Here is a 19,497-nt window from a genome sequence, read left to right as displayed (position 1 = left end):
CTCATCTACGAGGCCGTGCGGGCGGTGGCCGAGACCACGGACCCGACCCGGTCGACCAGCAGCGCCATCTCGTAGCCGATGCGGCCGATGTCGTGCTGCTTGTTGGCCAGCACCGCCAGGTGCGAGCCATTGCCGACGCTCATGACCAGCAGGTATCCGCGCTGCATCTCCACGATGGACTGCATCACCTTGCCGCCCTCGAAAAGCTGTGCGGCGCCGGCGGACAGGCTGGCCAGACCGGCGGTCACGGCGGCCAGCTGCTCACCGCGATCGGACGGCAGATGCGGGCTGGTGGCCTGCAGCAGGCCGTCCGCGGAGACCAGGACGGCGTGTGAGACGCCCGGAACCTCGCGGGTGAAGCGGGTGACCAACCAGTTCAGATTCTCGTCCGTGGTGGTGCTCTGGGTGTCGGTCATGCATGCCCTCCGTCGTTGTACTGGGAGTCGGCGCGCCCGGAACGGACGCCGCTGAGGTGCCTGCTGAGGCTGTTGCGGATCTCTTCCGGATTGCGGCCTTCGCCGTCGTCCTCCTGGGCGACGGCGCCGGGCACCAGCTGGGCTCCGGGCCGCCGAATCGGCAGCCCGCCCTGGGTGCGGTCACTACTGGTGGGGTTGGCCGCCTCCTCGGCCGCGGCCCAGCCGGCGTCCGAGTTCGACGACCATGCCGCGCCGTTCTGCTCCGCGGCGGCGGGTTCGACCAGCCACTCGGAGACCATGCGCTGATAGATCGGGGTCGGGGCCCCGACCGGACGCAGCCCGGACTGCGGCGCGGCCTGCCGCTGCGCGGCGGGTGCGGCGTCATTGCCGCGAATTTCACTGTCGGTCTGGGCATTCCCTTCCGGGGCCTCGATGGCTTCCGGGGCCGCCTCGACGACCTCGGGGGCCTCGGCGACATCCTCGGCGGGGTCGCCGATGACGTAACCGTTCTCGGTCGGGCGGGCCACGGGGTGCTCGCCGGTACCGAAAGCGCTGTAGCCGTTGCCGAACGAGGTGCCCGCGCTCTCCGCCTCGGCGCTGAAGCCGTAGCCGGAGTTGTTGCCGCCGCCGGTGATCGGTGCGACCGGCTCCGGGATATCCTCGGCGGGATCGGTGGCGCGAACCTCGCCCCAGAAGTCCATCGGCGCGGCGGCCGGCTCGGGTTCCGGTTCCGGACGCAGTGCCGTCACACCGTAGGCGCGGGCCTCGTCGGGTTCGGTGAACGCGTCGGTGAAGCCGTCGGAGAAGCGATCCTGCGGTGCCTGCTCGCCCCGGACGGGAAGCTGACCGCGAACCGGAAGCTCGCCGCCGAAGACGGGCACCGCCGGCTGCTCACCGGTATCGACCCCCGGCTTGCGCTGGGGCAGGCCGGAACTGGTGGTGAAGCGTCCGGTGGTGGCCGGAACCGGTTCGGGCAGATTCGGGACCGGCGTCAGCCGCGGCGGCGCGATCACCGGCTGCGGCGCGGAGATCGGCCCCATCGGCACGCCGACCGGCCCGGAGGCCAACGGATTCGGACCGGTCACCAACAGCGGATTCGGCGCGGTGGCCAAGGGATTCTGCCCCGGCGGCACCGGGAGCGCCGTCGGCACCGCGTACTGCCCGGTCGGGTCGCCGCCGCGCTCCGGCGCGGGCGAGACCAGGCTGCCCGGTAGGTGCACGCTGGCGGTGATGCCCGGCTGCTGCACCATGGCCGAGGTGCGGCGCAGGCTCACGGTGATGTTGTGCCGCTTGGCCAGGCGGCCGACCACGAAAAGACCCATGCGGCGGGCGGTCTCGACATTGACCTCGCCACCGGAGGCCAGGCGGTCGTTGATGCCCTGCAGGTCCTCGGCGTTCATGCCGAGGCCGCGGTCGGTGATCTCGATGAGGTAGCCGCCGTCCACCGCGCGCGCCACCGACACCGCCACCGGCGTGGTGGGCGGGGAGTAGCGCAGCGCGTTGTCGATCAGCTCGGCCAGCAGATGCTCGATATCGACGGCCGGTTCACCGGCGACGATGCCGTCGGGCACGGTGCCGATCTCGACGCGCTGGTAGTCCTCCACCTGGGAGACCGAGGACCACAGCATGTCCGACAGCGGCACCGGCGCGAGATGGCCGCGGCGCAGCGCGGTTCCGGCCAGCACCAGCAGGTTGTCGCCGTTGCGGCGCATGCGGGTGGCGAGGTGGTCGAGGCGGAACAGCGACTGCAGGCGCTCGGAGTCGTCCTCGTCGCGCTCGAGCTCCTCGATCAGGCCCAGCTGCTGCTCCACGAGGGATTGGCTGCGGCGGGAAAGGGTCTCGAACATGTTGCCGATCTGCAGGCGCAGTCGCGCCTGCTCGGCGGCGAGGTGCAACGCCTGGGAGTGGATGTCGTCGACGGCGCGGGCCAGCTGGCCGATCTCCTCGGTGGTGTGCACGTCGACCGGGGTGATCTCCGGGGTCGCGCCGCCGGCGCGCACCACCTCGAGCTCCTGGGGCAGGTCGATGTGGGCCACCTGCAACGCATCTCGCCGCAGACGGCGGACCGGGACGACCAGCGAGCGGGCCACGATCAGGGCCAGCGCCAGACCGGCCAGCAGCATCCCGATCACGATCGAGGTATCGCGCAGCACGTTGTTGCGGGCCTCGGTGGTGAGCTGGGCGAGCTTGTCGCCCATGGAGTCCGCGACCTGCTGGACTTCCTTGCTGTAGGCGTCGGCGCTGGCGCGCAGCGAGTCCTGCATGGCCGGCAGGGAGCCGGCGTCGGGCACGTTCTGCATCAGGATGCCGACGCGCGCGCCCGCACTGTCCTTGAGCACGTTGGCGTTCTCGGCCGCGTCCGGCACCAGGCCGCGGTACACCTCGATCATGGTGATCTCGGCGCCGATGGCGGTGAGCAGCTTGGTGCGCAGCGCCGGGTTGTTGCCCGCGCCCGGCACCGCGAGCATGACGCGCTCCTGGGTCAGCAGCCGCGCCGCGGTGAGCGCGGCGCCGTACTGCAGGAAGGACTGCTGCACCCGGAGGTCGCCGACGGTGGGCGCGTTGGTGAGCGCGGTCTGGGTCCGGGTCTGGACCTCGTCGGCCTGATCGCCGATGGTCTGCGGGGAGCTGGTGCGCAACGTGTTGCGCATGGTCTTGGCCACCGCGATGGCGGTGCCGAGCTCCTTGGTCACGCCGGGATCGGCGTTGGAGGCCTTGATGGCGGTGTCCATGACGGCCGTCGCCTGATCGAACTTGGCGGTGGCCGCGTCCAGCGCCGGGTCGACGTCCTGGTTGCCGCCGGAGATGGCCGCGACCGCGAGTTCGTTGGTGGAGGTGATGAATCCGACCGTGGCGTGCATGACGTCCATCTGGTCGGTCGCCGCGCTCAATTTCGAAATGGTCTGCAATTCGCTGTTGATGCGCAGTACCGCGAACGTCGCGGCGAGGAGCACCGGGAGCACCAGCACGATCCCGACTTTGCGGGTTACGGGCCAGTTGGACAGGCTGAATTGCCAGGACCGGGGTGCTGCTTCCATCCCGCTTCCGTCGCCTCCGCTTTCACGTTTGACCCCCGGGTACGTATGCGGTTGTACGGCTTTGGGGTCGAACCCGCGCGGAACCAACTAGAGGTCTTCTTTTACGGCCTGCAACATACCGCGTGAGCTGAGTAACGGCAATTCGGGCGACTCGGTGGTTTAGTTTCCGAATGAGGGCTTGCCCCAACGTTTTTCGCGTGGATTTGGGTGACACCGCAACCACTCCGCATCGGGCCTCCGGGAAACACGCAGGTCAGCTTCCTCACTTGCCCGGCGTGTCGAAGGGGACCTTCTCAGTCACCTCTCAGTCGCTGTGGGCAGACTGATTGTCATGCGCATTCTGGTAGTCGACGACGACCGCGCGGTTCGTGAATCGCTGCGTCGCTCGCTGACCTTCAACGGGTACACCGTCGACCTCGCCGTCGACGGTCTGGACGCTTTGGAGAAGACCGCCAGTCAGCGACCCGACGCTCTCGTCCTGGACGTCATGATGCCCCGGCTCGACGGCCTCGAGGTGTGCCGCCGCCTGCGCAGCACCGGCGACGATCTGCCGATTCTGGTACTCACCGCACGGGATTCGGTCTCCGAACGAGTGGCCGGGCTCGACGCCGGCGCCGACGACTACCTACCCAAGCCCTTCGCGCTCGAGGAACTGCTGGCCCGGCTGCGCGCCCTGCTGCGCCGCACCGCCGCCGATCCGGTCGACGCCGCCTCGGAGGCCATGACCTTCGCCGACCTGTCGCTGGACCCGGTCACCCGCGAGGTGCTGCGCGGCGAGCGCCCGATCAGCCTCACCCGCACCGAGTTCTCGCTGCTGGAAATGCTGATGGCCAATCCGCGCCGGGTGCTCACCCGCAGCCGCATCCTGGAAGAGGTGTGGGGCTACGACTTTCCGACCTCCGGCAACGCGCTCGAGGTGTACATCGGCTACCTGCGCCGCAAGACCGAGGCCGACGGTGAAGCGCGACTCATCCACACCGTGCGCGGCGTCGGCTACGTGCTGCGCGAAACCCCGCCCTAGGAGCCGAGCTCGTGGGTAGAACCGTTCCCCGGCGCCCGGTGGTGGCCGGTCTCGGCGCACGCACCGCGGCCGGTTCGGGGCCACGGACCGAGGCGTCCGAACTGCGGCCGCCGATGCCGCTGACCCGATCGGTGTCGCTGCGCTGGCGGGTGACGCTGCTGGCCGCCTCGGTGGTGGCCGTGGCCGTCGCCTTCACCTCCATCGCCGCCTACGCCATGGTGGCGCGCTCGCTGTACGCCGACGTGGATTCGCAACTGCGGGCGCGGGCCTCGGTGATGATCGACAACAACCTCGACAGCCTCGGCTTCCAGTCGCTGGTGTTCGCCGGGCTGTACTCCAGCGATGTCGGTGTGGCCCTGGTCTTCCCGGACCAGTCGCAGTACGTGCCGCCGCAGACCACGATCCCGCCCATCGGCCCGCAGGAGCGCGAGGTGGCCAGCGGCAAGCTCGGTTTCTCGCTGCGCACCGTCGACGATCAGCGGGTGCTGGCGCGGCGCACCCATTCCGGTTCCACCCTGGTGGTCTCGCAGCGGCTGCAGCCCACCAAGGAGGTGCTCGACCGGCTGGCCTGGCTGCTGTTCGTGGTCGGCGGCTGCGGGGTCATCGTGGCGGCCGCGGCCGGAACCACCGTGGGGCGCACCGGTTTGCGGCCCATCGCCCGGCTCACCGCCGCGACCGAGCGCATCGCCCGCACCGACGACCTGACCCCCATCCCGGTCACCGGCGACGACGAACTGGCCCGGCTCACCGAGAGTTTCAACACCATGCTGCGCGCCCTGGGCGAATCCCGGGAGCGGCAGCGGCGGCTGGTGGCCGACGCCGGGCACGAGCTGAAGACGCCACTGACCTCCTTGCGCACCAATATGGAACTGCTCATCGCCTCCTCGCGCCCGGGCGCGCCCCGCATCCCGGACGAGGACATGGCCGAGCTGCGCTCCGACGTGATGGCCCAGATCGAGGAGTTGTCCACGCTGGTGGGCGATCTGGTCGACCTGGCCCGCGAGGACGCCCCCGAGACCGTGTACGAGCAGATCGACCTCGGCGATGTGGCAGAGCGGGCGCTCGAGCGAGTCCGGCGGCGGCGCACCGGAATCGAATTCGACGCCAAGCTGCGCCCCTGGTTCATCTACGGCGACGAACCGGGCCTGGAACGCGCGCTGCTCAATGTGCTCGACAATGCGGCCAAATGGAGTCCGGAGGGCGCCAAGGTATTCGTCACCATGCGCGAGAGCGGGCGCGGACTGCTGGAATTCGCCGTCGACGACGCCGGGCCCGGCATTCCGCCCGCCGAACGCGAGTTGGTGTTCGAGCGGTTCTACCGGACCACCGCCTCGCGCTCCATGCCCGGTTCCGGGCTCGGATTGGCGATCGTGAAGCAGGTCGTGACCAAACACGGCGGCACCATCAACATCGATACTTCCGACCGCGGCGGCGCTTTGATCCGTATCGTGCTGCCTGGAGAAGGCGCACCACCGCACGTGGCGGACAACTGAAAGCTCGGCGAAAAGCAAGCACGGTCTCAGTCCACTCTCAGTCGTTCCCGCCAGGCTTGGCGACGAGACTCGAGGAGAAAACGAGAAATGACCGAGGATTCGAACCAGCGGGGCACCGAGCCCGAAGGCAACGCCGCCGAGCACCCGGGCAGTGCCGCCGAAGGCGTTCAGCCGAACCCGACCGCCGCGCCCGAAACCACCGCCTCGGGCCTACCCAAGCGCGACACCACCTCCACGCCCGCCCCCGAGACCGCGGACAAGCCCTTCGACGGCTTCGATGCCCCGGCTCCCCGCCCGCATCCCGCCGCCCCCGCCGGTTTCGGTGCGGCACAGTCGTTTTCCGGCGGCGCCGCGCAGGCGCAGGGCCCCGGGGCCGCGCAGCCGCAGGGCTCCGGCGTTGCGGGACAACCGGGTTCGGGTCCGGCCGGACCGCAGGGACAGCCGCCCGTGCCGGGACCGTACGGCGCTGATCCGGCCACCCAGGTCATTCCGGGCGCGCAGCAGGCCAATCCGGGTGCACAGCCACAGCACCCCGGTGCTCCCGCCTACGGTGCGGCTTTCGGTGGGGGACAGGCCTATTCGGAGCAGTTCGGTGGCAAGCATCCGACCGAGGAGATTCCGGTCGGCGCCGCTCAGCAGTTCGGAACCGCACAGCAGCCCTACGGGCAGGCGTACGCGGCGTCGGGGGCCGGGTACGCGACCGGGCAGCATCCGGCCTATGCGACGGGACAGCATCCGACGCAGGTGATTCCGGGCCAGCCGGGCGTGCCGGGACAGTTGGGCGCGCCCTACGGCCCGCCGCCGCAGAAGCGGTCCGGCAAGGCCGGACTCGTCGCGGGCGCGGTCGCGCTGGCGCTGCTGAGCGGCGGCATCGGCGGCGGCGTGGTGGCCCTGGCCAACCACAACGACACCCACACCACGGTCACCAACGCCCTGGAGCAGCCGGTCGGCAAGGGCAAGGCCGAGCCCGCACCCGCCGGATCGGTCCAGGCGGTGGCGCAGAAGGTGCTGCCCAGCGTGGTCATGATCCAGGTGGCCGGGACCCGGGCCGAGGGTGAGGGCTCCGGCGTGATCCTGTCCTCGGACGGCCTGATCCTCACCAACAATCACGTGGTCAGCGGCGCGGGCCAGAACGCCAAGCTGACCGTGGCCTTCAGCGACGGCTCGACCTCCCCGGCGACGGTGGTGGGCGCGGATCCGATCTCGGACGTCGCGGTCATCCGGGTCACCGGCAAGACCGATCTCAAGCCCATCGAACTGGGCCAGTCCGCGAATCTCGCGGTCGGCCAGGGCGTGGTGGCGGTCGGTTCGCCGCTCGGCCTGGCGGGCACCGTGACCAGCGGCATCGTGTCCTCGCTCAACCGCCCGGTCTCCACCAGCGGTGAGCCGGGCTCGCAGGGCACGGTCATCGACGCCATCCAGACCGACGCCGCCATCAACCCGGGCAACTCCGGCGGCGCGCTGGTCGATATGGACGGCAAGCTGATCGGCATCAATACCGCCATCGCCACCATGGGCACCGCCGAGTCGGCGGGCGCGCAGAGCGGCTCCATCGGCCTGGGCTTCGCCATCCCGGTGGACACCGCGCGCCGGGTGGCCGACGAGCTGATCAAGAACGGCAAGGCCACCTACGCCCAGATCGGCATCACCGTGAAGGCGCAGGACGATGTGAACGGCGCGCGCGTGATGGACGTGTCGCCGGACGGCCCGGCCGCCAAGGCGGGCATCCCGAAGAACGCCATCATCACGAAAATCGATGACCAGGTGGTGGATTCGGGTAATTCGCTGATCGCCGCGGTGCGCTCGCACCGGCCCGGCGACAAGGTCAAGGTGACCTACACCGATGACCAGGGCAAGAACCCCAAGACCGTCGAGGTGACCCTCGGCGAGGCAGCAGTGGAGGGCGGCCGATGATGATTCACCAGAAGGACCGGGAAAGCGCACCGACGATCCGTGTCACCGCGGACGGGGGATGGGAGCTGTTGTCGGACAAGGACGCTACGGTGAGCACCATGGAAATCGATGCCGCTGTGGCGGGCCGTGCTCTTGTCGTGGTCGTCGACGACCGAACCGCCCATGGCGGAGTGGACTCGCTGGGTCCGCTGGTCACCGAACTACTCACCGAGGCCGGGTTCCTGGTGGACGCCTCGGTGTCGGTGCAGGCCGATGAGGTGGAGATCCGCAATGCGCTCAATACCGCGGTGATCGGCGGTGTCGACCTGGTCATCTCGGTCGGCGGCACCGGCATGTCCCCGCGCGACGTGACGCCGGAGGCCACCGAAGAGGTGCTGGACCGGGTGCTGCCCGGCATCAGCGAGGCGCTGCGCTCCTCCGGGCTGGCCTCGGGTTCGCTGGACGCGGGCCTCTCGCGCGGGCTGGCCGGGGTCTCGGGCAGCACGCTGGTGGTGAACCTGCCGGGTTCGCGCGCCGCCATCCGGGACGGCATGGCCACCCTGGGCCCGCTGGCCAGCCGCGTCATCGATGAGCTGTCCGGCCTGTCGGAATGACCGACGCCGATAGTCCCGAATCCGCCGATTCCGCCGAGCCGGAATCGCGGGATTCCCCCGAGTCACCCCGTCCGGCCGAGCGCCGGGCGGGGTCTCGTCGTTTGACCCCTGCCGAGCGCGCCCGGCTGGCGCGCGTCTTCGGTGACGAGCTGCCGTCCACGACCAAGGACGAGCGCACTCCCGAACCCGAATCCGGCCGATCCTCCGATGATTGGCTGCGCTCGCAAGTCCCGCCGCATCACGGCTGAGTCTCTCGCACATCACGATCGGTCTCTCGCACATCACGAACGCTGAGAGTTAACCAATGCTCTGACGGTGGGCTTTGCCATGTCCTTTATCTTTTTGTTGCCATTTGGTAGCTGTTGTGGCTAAGGTCTCTTTCGGGTCAGTAAAGCTACGGTTCTATTGAGTTTTAGGCGCGTGCCGGAACGTTGCCTGTGTGGAATTCGGTGCCGTGGCGACCCTCTTCAACCCCGGTGGTCGGGGTTGTCCGCAGAAAAACTGATGAGGGAACTATGAGCGAGAACCGGACCGCCGGTTTGCGGCGTGCCGCCCGTATCGCGGGTGTCGGCGCGGCCGCCTCTGTGGCCTTGGGCCTGATGTCGACCGGCGCCGCCAACGCCGACACCTTCGTGCCGTTGCCGGACGGCCACAAGGCCGGACCGGGCGTCACCATCGATCGTCTCGGCGAGCACGCCGTCATCTCGCCGTCGCTGTCGGCGAACGGCGCGGGCCGCACCGCCTGGCTCTCGGGCCGGGTCATCGCCAACGTCGATACCCCGGAAGGCACCGTCGGCCCGAACAACGGCCCGACCAACTCGCCCGGTTCGAACAACTCCTCGACCCACGGCACTTCGCAGGTCAACACCGGCTACATCATCGGCTGCCAGGTCAACATCTCCGACTCCGCCGTTTCCGCGGGCGTCTCCGGCGGCGTGAGCCTGACCGGCGCCAACGCGGGCGGCTCGATCGGCCTGAACCTCGGCCCCGGCCAGGTCACCTTCGTCCAGGTGCAGTCCAAGGACATCACCAAGTCGGGCACCTACGCCATCGACTACAAGGACGTGCCGGTCGACGTGCAGGGCTGCGCGGGCTACGCCCAGGCGCGCGCCTACACCGTCGTCGAGGTCATCGGCGACAACTACTCCAAGACCACCCTCTACGGGCAGCCGTTCAGCCTCGGCTGACGTTCGGTCACCAATTCATTTCTCGCATAAGCGAATTCGACCCTAGAGGGAAACATCATGAACGTTCGCAAGACCATGGCGCGGGTCGCCGGCGTGGGCGCTGTCGCCACCGCCGCCCTGGGCCTGTTCTCGACCGGCGCCGCCAATGCCGACACCTTCGTGCCGCTGCCCGGCGGCTCCATCACCGAGACGATGGCTGACGGCACCGTCGTGACCATCTCCATGACCGGTGAGTCGGCCAACATCAACCCGTCGATGGGCGCCACCCCGCTGCACCGCAACGCCTGGGTCTCCGGCTCCGCGCGGGTCCAGCTGTCCGGCACCAACGGCACCGTCGGCGGCAAGATCGTGCCCGGTTACGTGGTCGGCTGCCAGGTCAACATCGCCGGTGGCGGCGCCAACGGCGGCCCCAGCGTGGGCGCCAACTACGACGGCTCGAGCCCGACCGCGGCCGCCAATGTCGGTGGCAACCTGACCCTGGGCCCCGGCCAGTCGAAGGCCTTCTACCTGCTCGATCAGGAAGCGCCGGACGACTTCGGCAGCGAGGCGCACTACAAGCGCAACAAGTTCTCCGGCAGCTCGGGTTCGGTGACCTGGTCCGACGAGACCATCAACCTGAACGGCTGCGGCGGCTACGCCCAGGCCCGCTCGTTCGTGGCGGTCCAGGTCGAGACCGACAACGTCATCTCCGCCTACACGCTGTGGGGTCAGCCCTTCAGTCTCGGCTGATCCAGTTTCCGCTCAGCGGAAACCCAAGGGGCCCGGTGCTAATCGCACCGGGCCCCTTTTGCTATGTATGAATTTCTCGACATACCTGCGGGTTTGTGTTCGGGAGTGAGCGGTCTTGTTCGCTCACGTCTCAAAGCTCACAGCGGTGATGTAAAGTGCCCTCCGTCGCTACACGAAAAGAAATTGTTACCAGTAACACAGTGGCAACAATGTGGCGACAAACTCTACCGGGGATTCGGCCAGGATCCCATTTCAACCTCGGTGGTCGAGGTTGAACCGCTAGAACCTGATGAGGGGAAGTATGAGCGAGAACCGCACCCACGGTGTGCGCACCGCGGCCCGTTTTGCGGGCATCGGCGCGGCCGCGGCCGTGGCCATCGGCCTTATGTCCACCGGTGCCGCGAATGCCGACACCTTTGTGCCGTTGCCGGACGGCCAGAAGGTGAACCCGGCGGGCACCGTCACTATCACCCGTACGGGCGAACACGCCATCGTGTCGCCGTCGCTCTCCGCCAACGGTGCCGGCCGTGTGGTGTGGGTCAGCGGCGCGGCGTCCGCCGTGATCACCGATACGCCGGAAGGCACCGCGGGCCCGAACAACGGCCCGGCCGGTGGCGCCGGCACCAACAACTCGTCCACACACGGGATTTCGCAGATCAACACCGGCTACATCGTCGGCTGCCAGATCTCCATCGGCGAGGACGCGATCTCGGCCGGCATCTCCGGCAACGTCAGCCTGAACAGCGCGGGCGTCGGCGGTTCGCTGGGCGTCAGCCTCGGCCCGGGCCAGGTTGCGTTCGTGCAGATCGACTCGAAGGACGTCCCGAAGGCGGGCACCTACTCCGTCGAGTACCGCGATGCCGAGATCCAGATCCAGGGTTGCGCGGGCTACGCCCAGGCGCGTGCGTACACCGTCGTCGAGATCATCGGCGACCACTACTCCAAGACCACCCTCTACGGCCAGCCGTTCAGCATCGGCTAAGTGGTCTCCGCCCGCCAAATCCTTTCTCGCGTAAGCGAATTCAAAACCTGAGGGACAAACCAGAAATGAACATCCGTAAGTCCGTGGCGCGGGCAGCCGGCGTGGGTGCCGTCGCCACCGCAGCTCTTGGCCTGTTCTCCGTCGGCGCGGCCAACGCCGACACCTTCGTGCCGCTGCCGGGCGGCGAAATCACCCAGACCCTGTCCGACGGCACCGTGGTCACCATCAAGCTGGTCGGCGAGTCGGCCAACATCAGCCCGTCGATGGGTGCCACCCCCGTGCACCGCAACGCCTGGGTCTCGGCCTCGGCGCAGGTCCACATCTCCGGTGACACCACCGCCGCCGGCGGCAAGATCTTCCCGGGTTACGTGGTCGGCTGCCAGGTCACCATCGACGGCGGCGGCGTCAGCGGCGGTGCCGACGGCGGCGTGAGCTGGGACAGCTCGGGCAATGCCACCCCGTCCGCCAGCCTGAACTCGGGTGCCAACCTGAGCCTCGGCCCGGGCCAGGCCAAGTCGTTCTACGTCCTCGACCAGGAAATGGCCGACGACTTCGGTTCCGAGGTCCACAAGAAGCGCAACAAGTTCTCCGGCACCGACGGCTCGGTCACCTGGTCGGATGAGACCATCGGTCTCAACGGCTGTGCCGGCTACGCGCAGGCTCGTGCCTTCGTGAGCGTCGAGGTCGAGACCGACAACGTGGTCAGCTGGGTCACCCTGTGGGGCCAGCCCTTCAGCCTGGGCTGATCCCCTCGCTGTTGTAATACCAACGGGCTCGGCGCTTTTCGCGCCGGGCCCGTTTGCGTTGCCCGACTTCAGCTTTCGTGCTTGCCGCCCGCGCTGCGCTCGGCGAGCAGGTCTCGGATCTGGTGCAGCAGTTCGTTATCCGAGAGTGCGTCGGGGGCGTCACCGCCCCACATCCGCTTGGCCCGGTTGGCCGGGACCACCAGGATGAAGTAGAGCAGCGCCGCGATGATCACGAAGTCGATGGCCGCGGTGATGATCGGCCCGATGGCGATGAAGGTGGCGGGCTTGTCGGCGATCAGCTGAAAGCCCAGGCCCAGCTTGTTGGAGCCGCCGAACACCGCCAGTAGCGGGGTGATGATGCCGTCGGTGAAGGCGGTGACGACCGCGACGAACGCGGTGCCCATCACGACCGCGACGGCGAGATCGACGACATTGCCGCGTAGCAGAAATTCCTTGAAACCCTTGAGCATTGCCGAAACTCCTCTACCTGAGGGATCGAACGCAGTGTTATGGGGTACCGGGCGATGCTAGTTCACGGGCGCGCCGGTTCAGTGGAACGCAGTGCCGGGTTTCAATGGAACACCACGGTGAGCGCGCTGCGCAGGGAGGCCGCGGCCACCGCGGTGGCGCGCCGGGAATCCAGCGCCACCAGCACCACGCGGTCGGTGCGGCCGCGCGGGTCCTCCGTCCCCGACACCAGCACCACGGCCGCGTCGGCGGCCAATAGCCGTGCGGGACGGCCGTTTCCGCCGGCGTCCTCGCCCGCCACCACGTCCACCCGGTCCCCGGCCCGCAGGATCTCGGCAACGGCATTGTCGGCCAAGCGAATCGGCACGATGCGCGCATCGGGCGCGTGCGCCGCCACGGCCGCCAGCCGCGGCCCGACCACCCGCAGCTCGGTGACGATCTCCCCGGCCGCCAGCGCGCCCGCCAGCGTGGCTCCGCGCAGCCGCCCGGCCTCGCGCACGGTCCCGGCCGGCAGCGTGGCCGTCTCCCGCGGCGCGGGCCGCAGATCGCCCTCGCCCAGCACCTGCCCCGGCGGCAGGTCCCGCGCGGCCACCAGCACCTCGGTGCGCCCGGCGGCGGGATCGGTGCGAACGGCGAGGAAGGCCGCCAGAACGAGCAGCGCGACCGCCCCGGCCCGGCGGAGCAGCACGGTATCCGCCCAGTTCAGACGGCTACGGAACTCCTCGAGGAAGACTCGGTGCGGTCGCGTCATGCGGGCAGCCTAGGACCACCCGAACGCCGACATGCCCGGGCGGAACCCGGGCTGTGGATAAAGAGAGAGGCTGTGGAAAAGCTCGAATCAGGCGGCGGAGGTGGAGCCGCTCGACGCAGCGGCCGAGGTCGCGGCCGCCGGAGCCGCCGTGCTCGACGCGCTGGAGCTGGAGCCATTGTCCGAGGAAGACGGCTTGGCCGGCTCGGAGGAGGTCGAGCCGTTGCGGCTGTCCGTCCGGTAGAACCCGCTGCCCTTGAAGACGATGCCGACCGAGTTGAACAGCTTGCGCAGCTTGCCGTTGCACCGATCGCAGGTGGTCAGTGCGTCATCGGAGAAGGACTGCACGATGTCGAACTTGTTGTCGCACTCGGTGCATGCATACGAGTAAGTAGGCATCGGGTAACCTCCACGCTCTTCGTCGATTTAGCACTCTACAGCTGGCAGTGCCAACGCTGCCAATCGGGTGTCAATTCCCGAGGTGATCTTCGAGCTTCCGCAGCCCGCCGAACGGGGTCAACGCCCATCCCATTCGATGGTCGTGTGACTCCTCCGGCAAACGCCGCACGAGTTCGTCGTCGCGCACCACCGCGACCAATCGCGCATCGGCGCGGCATGCGCCCAAACTGCGATCGTAATAACCCGCGCCGCGCCCCAATCGGACTCCCCGCTCATCGACCGCCAATGCCGGAACCAGAATGGTCGCCGCCATTGCGATCCCATTCGCGACCGGGGCGCCCGACGGTTCGCGCAGTCCGAACCGGCCGCGCCGCAAGCCCTCCGGGCCGGTGTACTCGGCCCACTCCAGGGGACCGGGCTCGCCGGTCACCGGGAGCAGCACCCGCGCGCCCGCGGCGCGCAGCGCGTCGAGCATGGCGAGCGAGCCCGGCTCGCCGCCGACGGGCACGTAGGCGCAGACCACCTCGCCGCCGAGATCCGCGGCGGCGACCGCGGCGGCCAGCGCCGCCGCCTCGCGCTCGCGGACCTCGGCGGGCAGCGCCTTGCGTCGCGCGAGGATCTCTGCGCGCCACGCCTGCTTGTCCCACGCTCGGTCGACCACGCCAACACGATAGGCGAGCCGACCCCGTCATTCCGGCAGGCTTTTGGCCGGAACCCACCGCGGTGGGGATGGATCCCGGCCAAAAGCACGCCGGGATGACGAGTGAGTCGGCCGGTGTCAGCGATCCGAGCGCGGGCGGGTCAACGTGAAGGTGTCCACGGCCTTCAGTTCGCTGGTCGGCCCGGTGAGCGCGTAGTAGGTGCCCTTGATGGTGGTGTCGCCGCCCGGCTGTCCGGGGTCCACGTCGAAAGCGCAGAAGCCGTAGGGGTGTTCGGCGTCCTTGAACGCCGACCAGGGCGCGTCCTCGAGCACGTACACCGGCGCCTTCTTCCCGGTGGCCGGGTCCGCCGCACCGACGGCGGTGATGACGCGGCACTTGTCGCCGGGGAAGAACAGCTGATTGGACGGCGCGGAGGTGCCGCCACCGCCGATCACCAGGTGTACGGTGCCCTTGCCGGTGTCCACGACATCCTTGCGGGTGTCGGCGGGTTTGGGTGTGAGGGTCTCGGAACCGGTCACTCCGCGTACGGGATGTGAACGCTCGTAATGGTGTTCGTGCCCGCACAGCACCAGGTCGACCTGGTACTTGTCGAACAGCGGCAGCCAGTCCTGCCGGATGCCCAGGTCCGCGCCGTTGAATTTGTCGGCCGAGGAGATGGCGACCTGGTGCATGAACACCACCACCCAGTCGATGCCCTTGTCGGCGCGCGCCTTGGCCAATTCGGCTTCCAGCCACCGTTTCTGGGCCCCGCCGGAATACCCCTTGACGTAACTGTTGCCGCCGTCCTGCAGGCAGATGTCGTCATTGGCGACCGCGATGACGCGCATCCCGCCGACGGTGAAGGAGTACCAGAGGCCCTTGGCGTGTTCCTCGGCCCCGGCGTCGGGCACCGTGAAATAGGTCTGGAAGGCGGCGAATCCGATCGGCCCGTTGCCGAGTTCGTTCTCGTGATTGCCCGGCGCGGGCATCCAGGGCCGGTAGCGCGCGGAGCGGGAGTTGTTGGCCCACCAGTCGTTCCAGGTGCGCAGCCGGTCGGTGGCGATATTGGCGTAGCAGAGGTCGCCGTTGACCAGGTTGAACAGCGGGGCCAGCGATTCCACCGCGGAGGTGACGTCGCCGGCGTACTGGGAGCCGAGGTTGTCGTTGAGGGCCTTGCCGTCGACGATCTTGCCGACCGTCGGGGTGCCCTGGTCGCCGAAGCTGGTGAACCGGAACTTGGCGCGGCCCGCGGGCGCGGTGCGGATGGTGCCGAGTTCCGGCGGCGCGCCGTCGTGCCCGGCGGCGTAGACGTAGTCGGTGTCGGGGGACAGGCCGGTGAGGCGCGCGTGGTGGGCCTGAATCTCGATGCCGGACTTGGCATCCCGATAGGTCCGGGTCTGCGCCTGGACGCTCTTGCCGAAGCCAGCGTCGGCGGTGCCGTAGCGCACGGTGGGCTTGGTGACCGAGCCGGTGGTGTGCCAGCTGACCACGATCTCGCGCGCGGCGTCGGCCCCGAACTGCAGGTGCAGTCCCGAAACCCGCGGCGCGGCAGCGCGATCCGGGGTGGTCACCAGTTCGGCCGATCGCGGCCAGGCCTCGGCGCCGGAACCGTTCCCGCGCAGCGCCACCGCGCCGCCCGCGCCGACCGCGAGTCCGGCGATGCCCGCGACGGCCGAGGCCCCGAACAGCCGGCGGCGGCTCAGGCCGCGCCCGGCATCGGGGGAGTTCACGGCGGGTGCGGCGGAATTGCCGGGGGTGGAGTCCGGGCTGTGGGGATCCTCACGGTCGGTCATAGGTGTCAGTCAACAACCGCTGGGTACGACCTAGATCACGGCGCGGCGAACGCCAAATGAAATGAACGGGTCGGTCTGTCAGATGGGCCCGGGTCGGCGTTCGGTGCGCCCTCGGCCGTCCGGCCCCTTAGGCTCTCGGAGATATCGAGGCGGCCACGCGCGACTTCGAGCAGGTGACGATGGATAGGGTGAATTTCATGACAGCTAATGGCGGCGGAGCCGTGTCGCCCAACGGCGGAGCAGACGCCTGCTTCCGCACCGCGGTGGTTCCCGCGGCGGGGCTCGGCACCAGGTTCCTGCCCGCGACCAAGACGGTGCCCAAGGAGCTGCTGCCGGTGGTCGACACCCCGGGCATCGAATTGGTCGCCGCCGAGGCCGCGGAGTCCGGCGCCAATCGGCTGGTGATCGTGACCTCGCCCGGAAAGGACGGCGTGGTCGCGCATTTCGTCGAGGACCTGGTGCTGGAGAGCACCCTCGCCGAGCGCGGCAAGTTCCATCTGCTGGAGAAGGTGCGCAAGGCCCCGGGGCTGCTGGACGTGACCTCGGTCGTGCAGGAGGAGCCGCTGGGCCTGGGTCACGCGGTGGCGCAGGCGGAATCGGCCCTCGACGACGACGAGACCGCGATCGCGGTGCTGCTGCCCGATGACCTGGTGCTGCCCTCGGGCGTGCTGGAGGTCATGGCCGAGGTCCGTTCCACGCGCGGCGGTTCGGTGCTGTGCGCCATCGACGTGCCGAAGGAACAGGTCAGCGCGTACGGCGTTTTCGACGTCGAGGAGCTGGCCGACGGACCGGCGGACGTACTGAAGGTCAAGGGCATGGTGGAGAAGCCGGCCGTCGAGGACGCGCCCTCCACCTTCACCGCCGCCGGGCGATACCTGTTGGACCGCGCCATCTTCGACGCGCTGCGCCGCATCACCCCGGGCGCGGGCGGCGAACTGCAGCTGACCGATGCCATCGCGCTGCTGATCGCGGAGGGACACCCGGTCCACGTGGTGGTGCATCGTGGGTCGCGACACGATCTGGGCAACCCGGGCGGTTATCTTCGTGCTGCGGTCGATTTCGCTCTGGAACGCGAGGAATACGGTCCGGCCCTGCGCGAGTGGCTCGAGCAGCGGTTGGCGCCGGGCTGGAATCCCCAGCTGACCTCGCACGAATAGACCCTCGTGCGCGGAGACATGGACATCGTGCGCACCGACACAGGCGAATCGGTCGCGACGGACGCGGCGGGCGAGACAACGGAAGGGCGGCATGCGCTCGGTTGAGGATCAGCAGATCAAGGTGACCGCCGCGGCTGTGGCCCCGCGGCCGGTTCGGGTCGCGATCAGCGAGGCGCAGGGTCTGCTGTGTGCCGAGGATGTGGTGACCGAGCGTCCGCTGCCGGGTTTCGATCAGGCCGCCATCGACGGATATGCCGTGCGCAGTGTGGATGTCGCGGGCGCGGGCGCGAATATCCGCGACGAGGACGGCAATTCGGTGGATCTGAGCCTGCCGGTGGTGGGCGAGGTGGCCGCGGGGTCGCGCCAGCCGATCCGGCTGCAGCCCCGTCAGACCGTGCGGGTGGACACCGGCGCGCCGCTGCCCACCCTCGCCGATGCCGTGCTGCCGCTGGAGAACACCGACGGCGGCCGGGCCCGGGTGAAGGTCTACGAGCCGGTGCGCTCGGGCGATTACGTGCGCCGCATCGGCGATGACGTGCAGCCCGGCGATCTGGCCGTGCGCGCGGGCACCATCATCGGCCCGGCCCAGGTGGGGCTGCTGGCCGCGGTGGGCAAGGACAAGGTGCTGGTGCATCCGCGCCCGCGCCTGTCGGTGCTGTCGGTGGGCGGCGAGCTCGTCGATATCGACCGTACCCCCGGACCGGGTCAGGTCTACGACGTGAACTCCTACGCCCTGGCGGCCGCCGCGCGCGACGCTGGCGCGGACGTGAATCGGGTCGGCATCGTCAGCTCCGACCCCAAGCGGCTGCGAGATGTGGTGGAGGGCCAGCTGGTTCGCTCCGAGGTCGTGGTGATCGCGGGCGCGGTCGGCGGCTGGGCGTCGGAGCAGGTGCGCGAGGCCCTGGAGGGCCTGGGCGAGCTGGAGATCACCCGGGTGGCCATGCATCCGGGCTCGGTGCAGGGTTTCGGCCTGCTCGGCCGTGACGAGGTGCCGACCTTCCTATTGCCCTCGAATCCGGTTGGCGCGCTGGTGGTTTTCGAGGTCATGGTGCGTCCGCTCATCCGGATCGCGCTGGGCCGCCGCCATCCCATGCGGCGCGTGGTGCGGGCGCGGACGATCCTGCCCATCGCCTCGATTCCGGGTCGCCGCGGTTATCTGCGCGCGCAGCTCATGCGCGACGAGCAGACCGGCGACTACCTGGTGCAGCCGCTGGGCGGGCCGAACGGCGCGTCCTCGCATCTGCTGGCCACCATGGCCGAGGCCAACAGCCTGATCGTCATCGATCCGGACGTCACCGAGGTGCGTACGGGGGACGAGGTGCGGGTCGCTTTCCTTGCGCAGCGAGGGTGAGGCGTGGACATGAACGTCTTCCGGACCGCCCAGCATCCGGGGTGGCCGGCGCATCTCGGGCCGGTACGGGTGGCGGCGGGCACCGTGACGCTGCGCCCGATCCGGCTGCGTGACGCCTCGGCGTGGAGCCGGATTCGCATTCGCGACCGGGACTATCTGGAGAAGTGGGAGCCGACGGGCCGCGGCCCGTGGGAGGCCCGCAACCATTCCAGCAACTGGCCCGCGCTGTGGTCGGCGCTCAAGGCCGAGGCCCGGCGCGGCGCCATGATCCCGTTCGTCATCGAGGTGGACGGCTCGTTCGCAGGTCAGCTCACCGTGGGCAATATCGTGCGCGGCGCACTGCGTTCGGCGTGGATCGGCTACTGGGTGTCGAGCGAGCTCAGCGGCCGGGGCGTGGCCACCGCCGCGCTGGCCCTGGGCCTGGACCACTGCTTCGGCGAGGTCGGCCTGCACCGGGTGGAGGCCACCGTGCGCCCGGAAAACCTTGCCAGCCAGGCGGTTCTGCGCAATGTCGGCTTCCGCGAGGAGGGCCTGCTGCAACGCTACCTGGATGTCGACGGCGCCTGGCGCGACCATTTGCTGGTCGGCATGACGGTCGAAGAGGTCTCGGGCACGGTGGTGGACAGGCTGATTCGTGCCGGACGCGCCACCAAAGCCTGAAAACTAGCTGTGTGTTTCCACCTTACGAGGTGGTTGTTACTAGTGTTGCGGGTGTGGTCGGCGCGCCTGTGGGGAATTACCTTGCGGTGGATTTACCCTACGGACGTCGGTGGTGCGTCCGCCTACCAACCGGTAGGCGCTGCGGTGCACGTCGAAGGGAC

The 19,497-nt window shown here is 69.2% G+C and carries 19 protein-coding genes; 12 read left to right on the top strand and 7 right to left on the bottom strand.

The window, feature by feature from the left end; genetic code table 11:
* Nucleotides 1-5: 5 nt before the first annotated feature.
* Together ON43_RS29650 and ON43_RS46890 are read right to left on the bottom strand one after the other, a co-directional pair.
* Nucleotides 6-416 (bottom strand): roadblock/LC7 domain-containing protein, encoded by a 411-nt coding sequence (locus ON43_RS29650; RefSeq protein ID WP_040812791.1) that lies wholly within the window; start codon nucleotides 414-416, stop codon nucleotides 6-8.
* Nucleotides 413-3,454 carry a sensor histidine kinase gene (locus ON43_RS46890; RefSeq protein ID WP_040812790.1) on the bottom strand — a complete coding sequence of 1,014 codons (3,042 nt, stop codon included), beginning with the start codon at nucleotides 3,452-3,454 and terminating at the stop codon, nucleotides 413-415. Before ON43_RS46890 ends, ON43_RS29650 begins: the two co-directional genes overlap by 4 nt.
* A 331-nt stretch (nucleotides 3,455-3,785) precedes the next feature.
* Between ON43_RS46890 and ON43_RS29640 the strand changes: the two genes are divergently transcribed.
* The 9 genes from ON43_RS29640 to ON43_RS29600 all read left to right on the top strand — a co-directional run bounded on the left by ON43_RS29640 (nucleotide 3,786) and on the right by ON43_RS29600 (nucleotide 12,119).
* A complete protein-coding gene (locus ON43_RS29640; RefSeq protein WP_040812943.1) occupies nucleotides 3,786-4,475 on the top strand; it encodes a response regulator transcription factor in 690 nt (229 codons plus the stop codon).
* A gap of 113 nt (nucleotides 4,476-4,588) precedes the next feature.
* The gene (locus ON43_RS29635) at nucleotides 4,589-5,968 is read left to right on the top strand and encodes a sensor histidine kinase (protein WP_086008054.1); all 1,380 of its coding nucleotides are present in this window, start codon (nucleotides 4,589-4,591) and stop codon (nucleotides 5,966-5,968) included.
* A gap of 447 nt (nucleotides 5,969-6,415) precedes the next feature.
* Complete coding sequence (locus ON43_RS43985; RefSeq protein ID WP_167333476.1) at nucleotides 6,416-7,882, top strand: S1C family serine protease; 1,467 nt, start codon at nucleotides 6,416-6,418, stop codon at nucleotides 7,880-7,882.
* Between the two features lie 98 nt (nucleotides 7,883-7,980).
* Nucleotides 7,981-8,475: a MogA/MoaB family molybdenum cofactor biosynthesis protein gene (locus ON43_RS29625; protein ID WP_218003406.1), complete on the top strand. Its 495-nt coding sequence runs from the start codon at nucleotides 7,981-7,983 to the stop codon at nucleotides 8,473-8,475.
* Nucleotides 8,472-8,723 (top strand): hypothetical protein, encoded by a 252-nt coding sequence (locus tag ON43_RS29620; protein WP_040812788.1) that lies wholly within the window; start codon nucleotides 8,472-8,474, stop codon nucleotides 8,721-8,723. Before ON43_RS29625 ends, ON43_RS29620 begins: the two co-directional genes overlap by 4 nt.
* Nucleotides 8,724-8,990: 267 nt before the next feature.
* Nucleotides 8,991-9,662 carry an MspA family porin gene (locus ON43_RS29615; protein WP_040812787.1) on the top strand — a complete coding sequence of 224 codons (672 nt, stop codon included), beginning with the start codon at nucleotides 8,991-8,993 and terminating at the stop codon, nucleotides 9,660-9,662.
* Nucleotides 9,663-9,719: 57 nt separating this feature from the next.
* The gene (locus ON43_RS29610; RefSeq protein ID WP_040812785.1) at nucleotides 9,720-10,391 is read left to right on the top strand and encodes an MspA family porin; all 672 of its coding nucleotides are present in this window, start codon (nucleotides 9,720-9,722) and stop codon (nucleotides 10,389-10,391) included.
* A 301-nt stretch (nucleotides 10,392-10,692) separates the two neighbouring features.
* Entirely contained in the window at nucleotides 10,693-11,373 is a 681-nt protein-coding gene (locus ON43_RS29605) for an MspA family porin (protein ID WP_040812783.1), read from the top strand.
* 65 nt (nucleotides 11,374-11,438) lie between these two features.
* Nucleotides 11,439-12,119, top strand: coding sequence for an MspA family porin (locus ON43_RS29600; protein WP_040812781.1), 681 nt, complete (start codon nucleotides 11,439-11,441; stop codon nucleotides 12,117-12,119).
* 68 nt (nucleotides 12,120-12,187) lie between these two features.
* Here the strand turns inward: ON43_RS29600 and mscL are convergent, their stop codons facing one another.
* The 5 genes from mscL to ON43_RS29575 form a co-directional block, all read right to left on the bottom strand.
* Nucleotides 12,188-12,589, bottom strand: a complete 402-nt coding sequence (mscL, locus tag ON43_RS29595; RefSeq protein ID WP_040812779.1) for a large conductance mechanosensitive channel protein MscL — start codon at nucleotides 12,587-12,589, stop codon at nucleotides 12,188-12,190.
* Nucleotides 12,590-12,690: 101 nt separating this feature from the next.
* Entirely contained in the window at nucleotides 12,691-13,338 is a 648-nt protein-coding gene (locus ON43_RS29590; RefSeq protein ID WP_040812777.1) for an SAF domain-containing protein, read from the bottom strand.
* Between the two features lie 87 nt (nucleotides 13,339-13,425).
* A complete protein-coding gene (locus tag ON43_RS29585; RefSeq protein ID WP_040812774.1) occupies nucleotides 13,426-13,734 on the bottom strand; it encodes an FmdB family zinc ribbon protein in 309 nt (102 codons plus the stop codon).
* Between the two features lie 70 nt (nucleotides 13,735-13,804).
* A complete protein-coding gene (locus ON43_RS29580) occupies nucleotides 13,805-14,395 on the bottom strand; it encodes a 5-formyltetrahydrofolate cyclo-ligase (protein ID WP_040812772.1) in 591 nt (196 codons plus the stop codon).
* Between the two features lie 117 nt (nucleotides 14,396-14,512).
* Nucleotides 14,513-16,168 (bottom strand): purple acid phosphatase family protein, encoded by a 1,656-nt coding sequence (locus ON43_RS29575; protein WP_083913822.1) that lies wholly within the window; start codon nucleotides 16,166-16,168, stop codon nucleotides 14,513-14,515.
* 197 nt (nucleotides 16,169-16,365) lie between these two features.
* Between ON43_RS29575 and ON43_RS29570 the strand changes: the two genes are divergently transcribed.
* The 3 genes from ON43_RS29570 (at nucleotide 16,366) to ON43_RS29560 (ending at nucleotide 19,336) form a co-directional block, all read left to right on the top strand.
* Nucleotides 16,366-17,325 carry a UTP--glucose-1-phosphate uridylyltransferase gene (locus ON43_RS29570; protein WP_051179438.1) on the top strand — a complete coding sequence of 320 codons (960 nt, stop codon included), beginning with the start codon at nucleotides 16,366-16,368 and terminating at the stop codon, nucleotides 17,323-17,325.
* 91 nt (nucleotides 17,326-17,416) lie between these two features.
* On the top strand, nucleotides 17,417-18,676 hold the full coding sequence (glp, locus tag ON43_RS29565) for a molybdotransferase-like divisome protein Glp (protein ID WP_040812770.1): 1,260 nt from the start codon (nucleotides 17,417-17,419) through the stop codon (nucleotides 18,674-18,676).
* Between the two features lie 9 nt (nucleotides 18,677-18,685).
* A complete protein-coding gene (locus ON43_RS29560; protein ID WP_040812934.1) occupies nucleotides 18,686-19,336 on the top strand; it encodes a GNAT family N-acetyltransferase in 651 nt (216 codons plus the stop codon).
* Nucleotides 19,337-19,497 lie beyond the last annotated feature (161 nt).

The organism is Nocardia concava NBRC 100430 (assembly GCF_000308815.1).
GTDB classification, from domain to species: domain Bacteria; phylum Actinomycetota; class Actinomycetes; order Mycobacteriales; family Mycobacteriaceae; genus Nocardia; species Nocardia concava.
This window is presented reverse-complemented; position numbering and strand designations above follow the sequence as displayed.

Coding starts and splice junctions, on each gene's coding strand:
- ON43_RS29560 (WP_040812934.1), top strand. CDS start 18,686: ATGAACGTCTTCCGGACCGCCCAGCATCCGGGGTGGCCGGCGCATCTC.
- ON43_RS29625 (WP_218003406.1), top strand. CDS start 7,981: ATGGAAATCGATGCCGCTGTGGCGGGCCGTGCTCTTGTCGTGGTCGTC.
- ON43_RS29620 (WP_040812788.1), top strand. CDS start 8,472: ATGACCGACGCCGATAGTCCCGAATCCGCCGATTCCGCCGAGCCGGAA.
- ON43_RS29635 (WP_086008054.1), top strand. CDS start 4,589: ATGCCGCTGACCCGATCGGTGTCGCTGCGCTGGCGGGTGACGCTGCTG.
- ON43_RS29650 (WP_040812791.1), bottom strand. CDS start 416: ATGACCGACACCCAGAGCACCACCACGGACGAGAATCTGAACTGGTTG.
- ON43_RS29615 (WP_040812787.1), top strand. CDS start 8,991: ATGAGCGAGAACCGGACCGCCGGTTTGCGGCGTGCCGCCCGTATCGCG.
- ON43_RS29570 (WP_051179438.1), top strand. CDS start 16,366: ATGACAGCTAATGGCGGCGGAGCCGTGTCGCCCAACGGCGGAGCAGAC.
- ON43_RS29610 (WP_040812785.1), top strand. CDS start 9,720: ATGAACGTTCGCAAGACCATGGCGCGGGTCGCCGGCGTGGGCGCTGTC.
- ON43_RS29605 (WP_040812783.1), top strand. CDS start 10,693: ATGAGCGAGAACCGCACCCACGGTGTGCGCACCGCGGCCCGTTTTGCG.
- ON43_RS46890 (WP_040812790.1), bottom strand. CDS start 3,454: ATGGAAGCAGCACCCCGGTCCTGGCAATTCAGCCTGTCCAACTGGCCC.
- glp (WP_040812770.1), top strand. CDS start 17,417: ATGCGCTCGGTTGAGGATCAGCAGATCAAGGTGACCGCCGCGGCTGTG.
- ON43_RS29590 (WP_040812777.1), bottom strand. CDS start 13,338: ATGACGCGACCGCACCGAGTCTTCCTCGAGGAGTTCCGTAGCCGTCTG.
- ON43_RS29575 (WP_083913822.1), bottom strand. CDS start 16,168: ATGACCGACCGTGAGGATCCCCACAGCCCGGACTCCACCCCCGGCAAT.
- ON43_RS29600 (WP_040812781.1), top strand. CDS start 11,439: ATGAACATCCGTAAGTCCGTGGCGCGGGCAGCCGGCGTGGGTGCCGTC.
- mscL (WP_040812779.1), bottom strand. CDS start 12,589: ATGCTCAAGGGTTTCAAGGAATTTCTGCTACGCGGCAATGTCGTCGAT.
- ON43_RS29640 (WP_040812943.1), top strand. CDS start 3,786: ATGCGCATTCTGGTAGTCGACGACGACCGCGCGGTTCGTGAATCGCTG.
- ON43_RS29585 (WP_040812774.1), bottom strand. CDS start 13,734: ATGCCTACTTACTCGTATGCATGCACCGAGTGCGACAACAAGTTCGAC.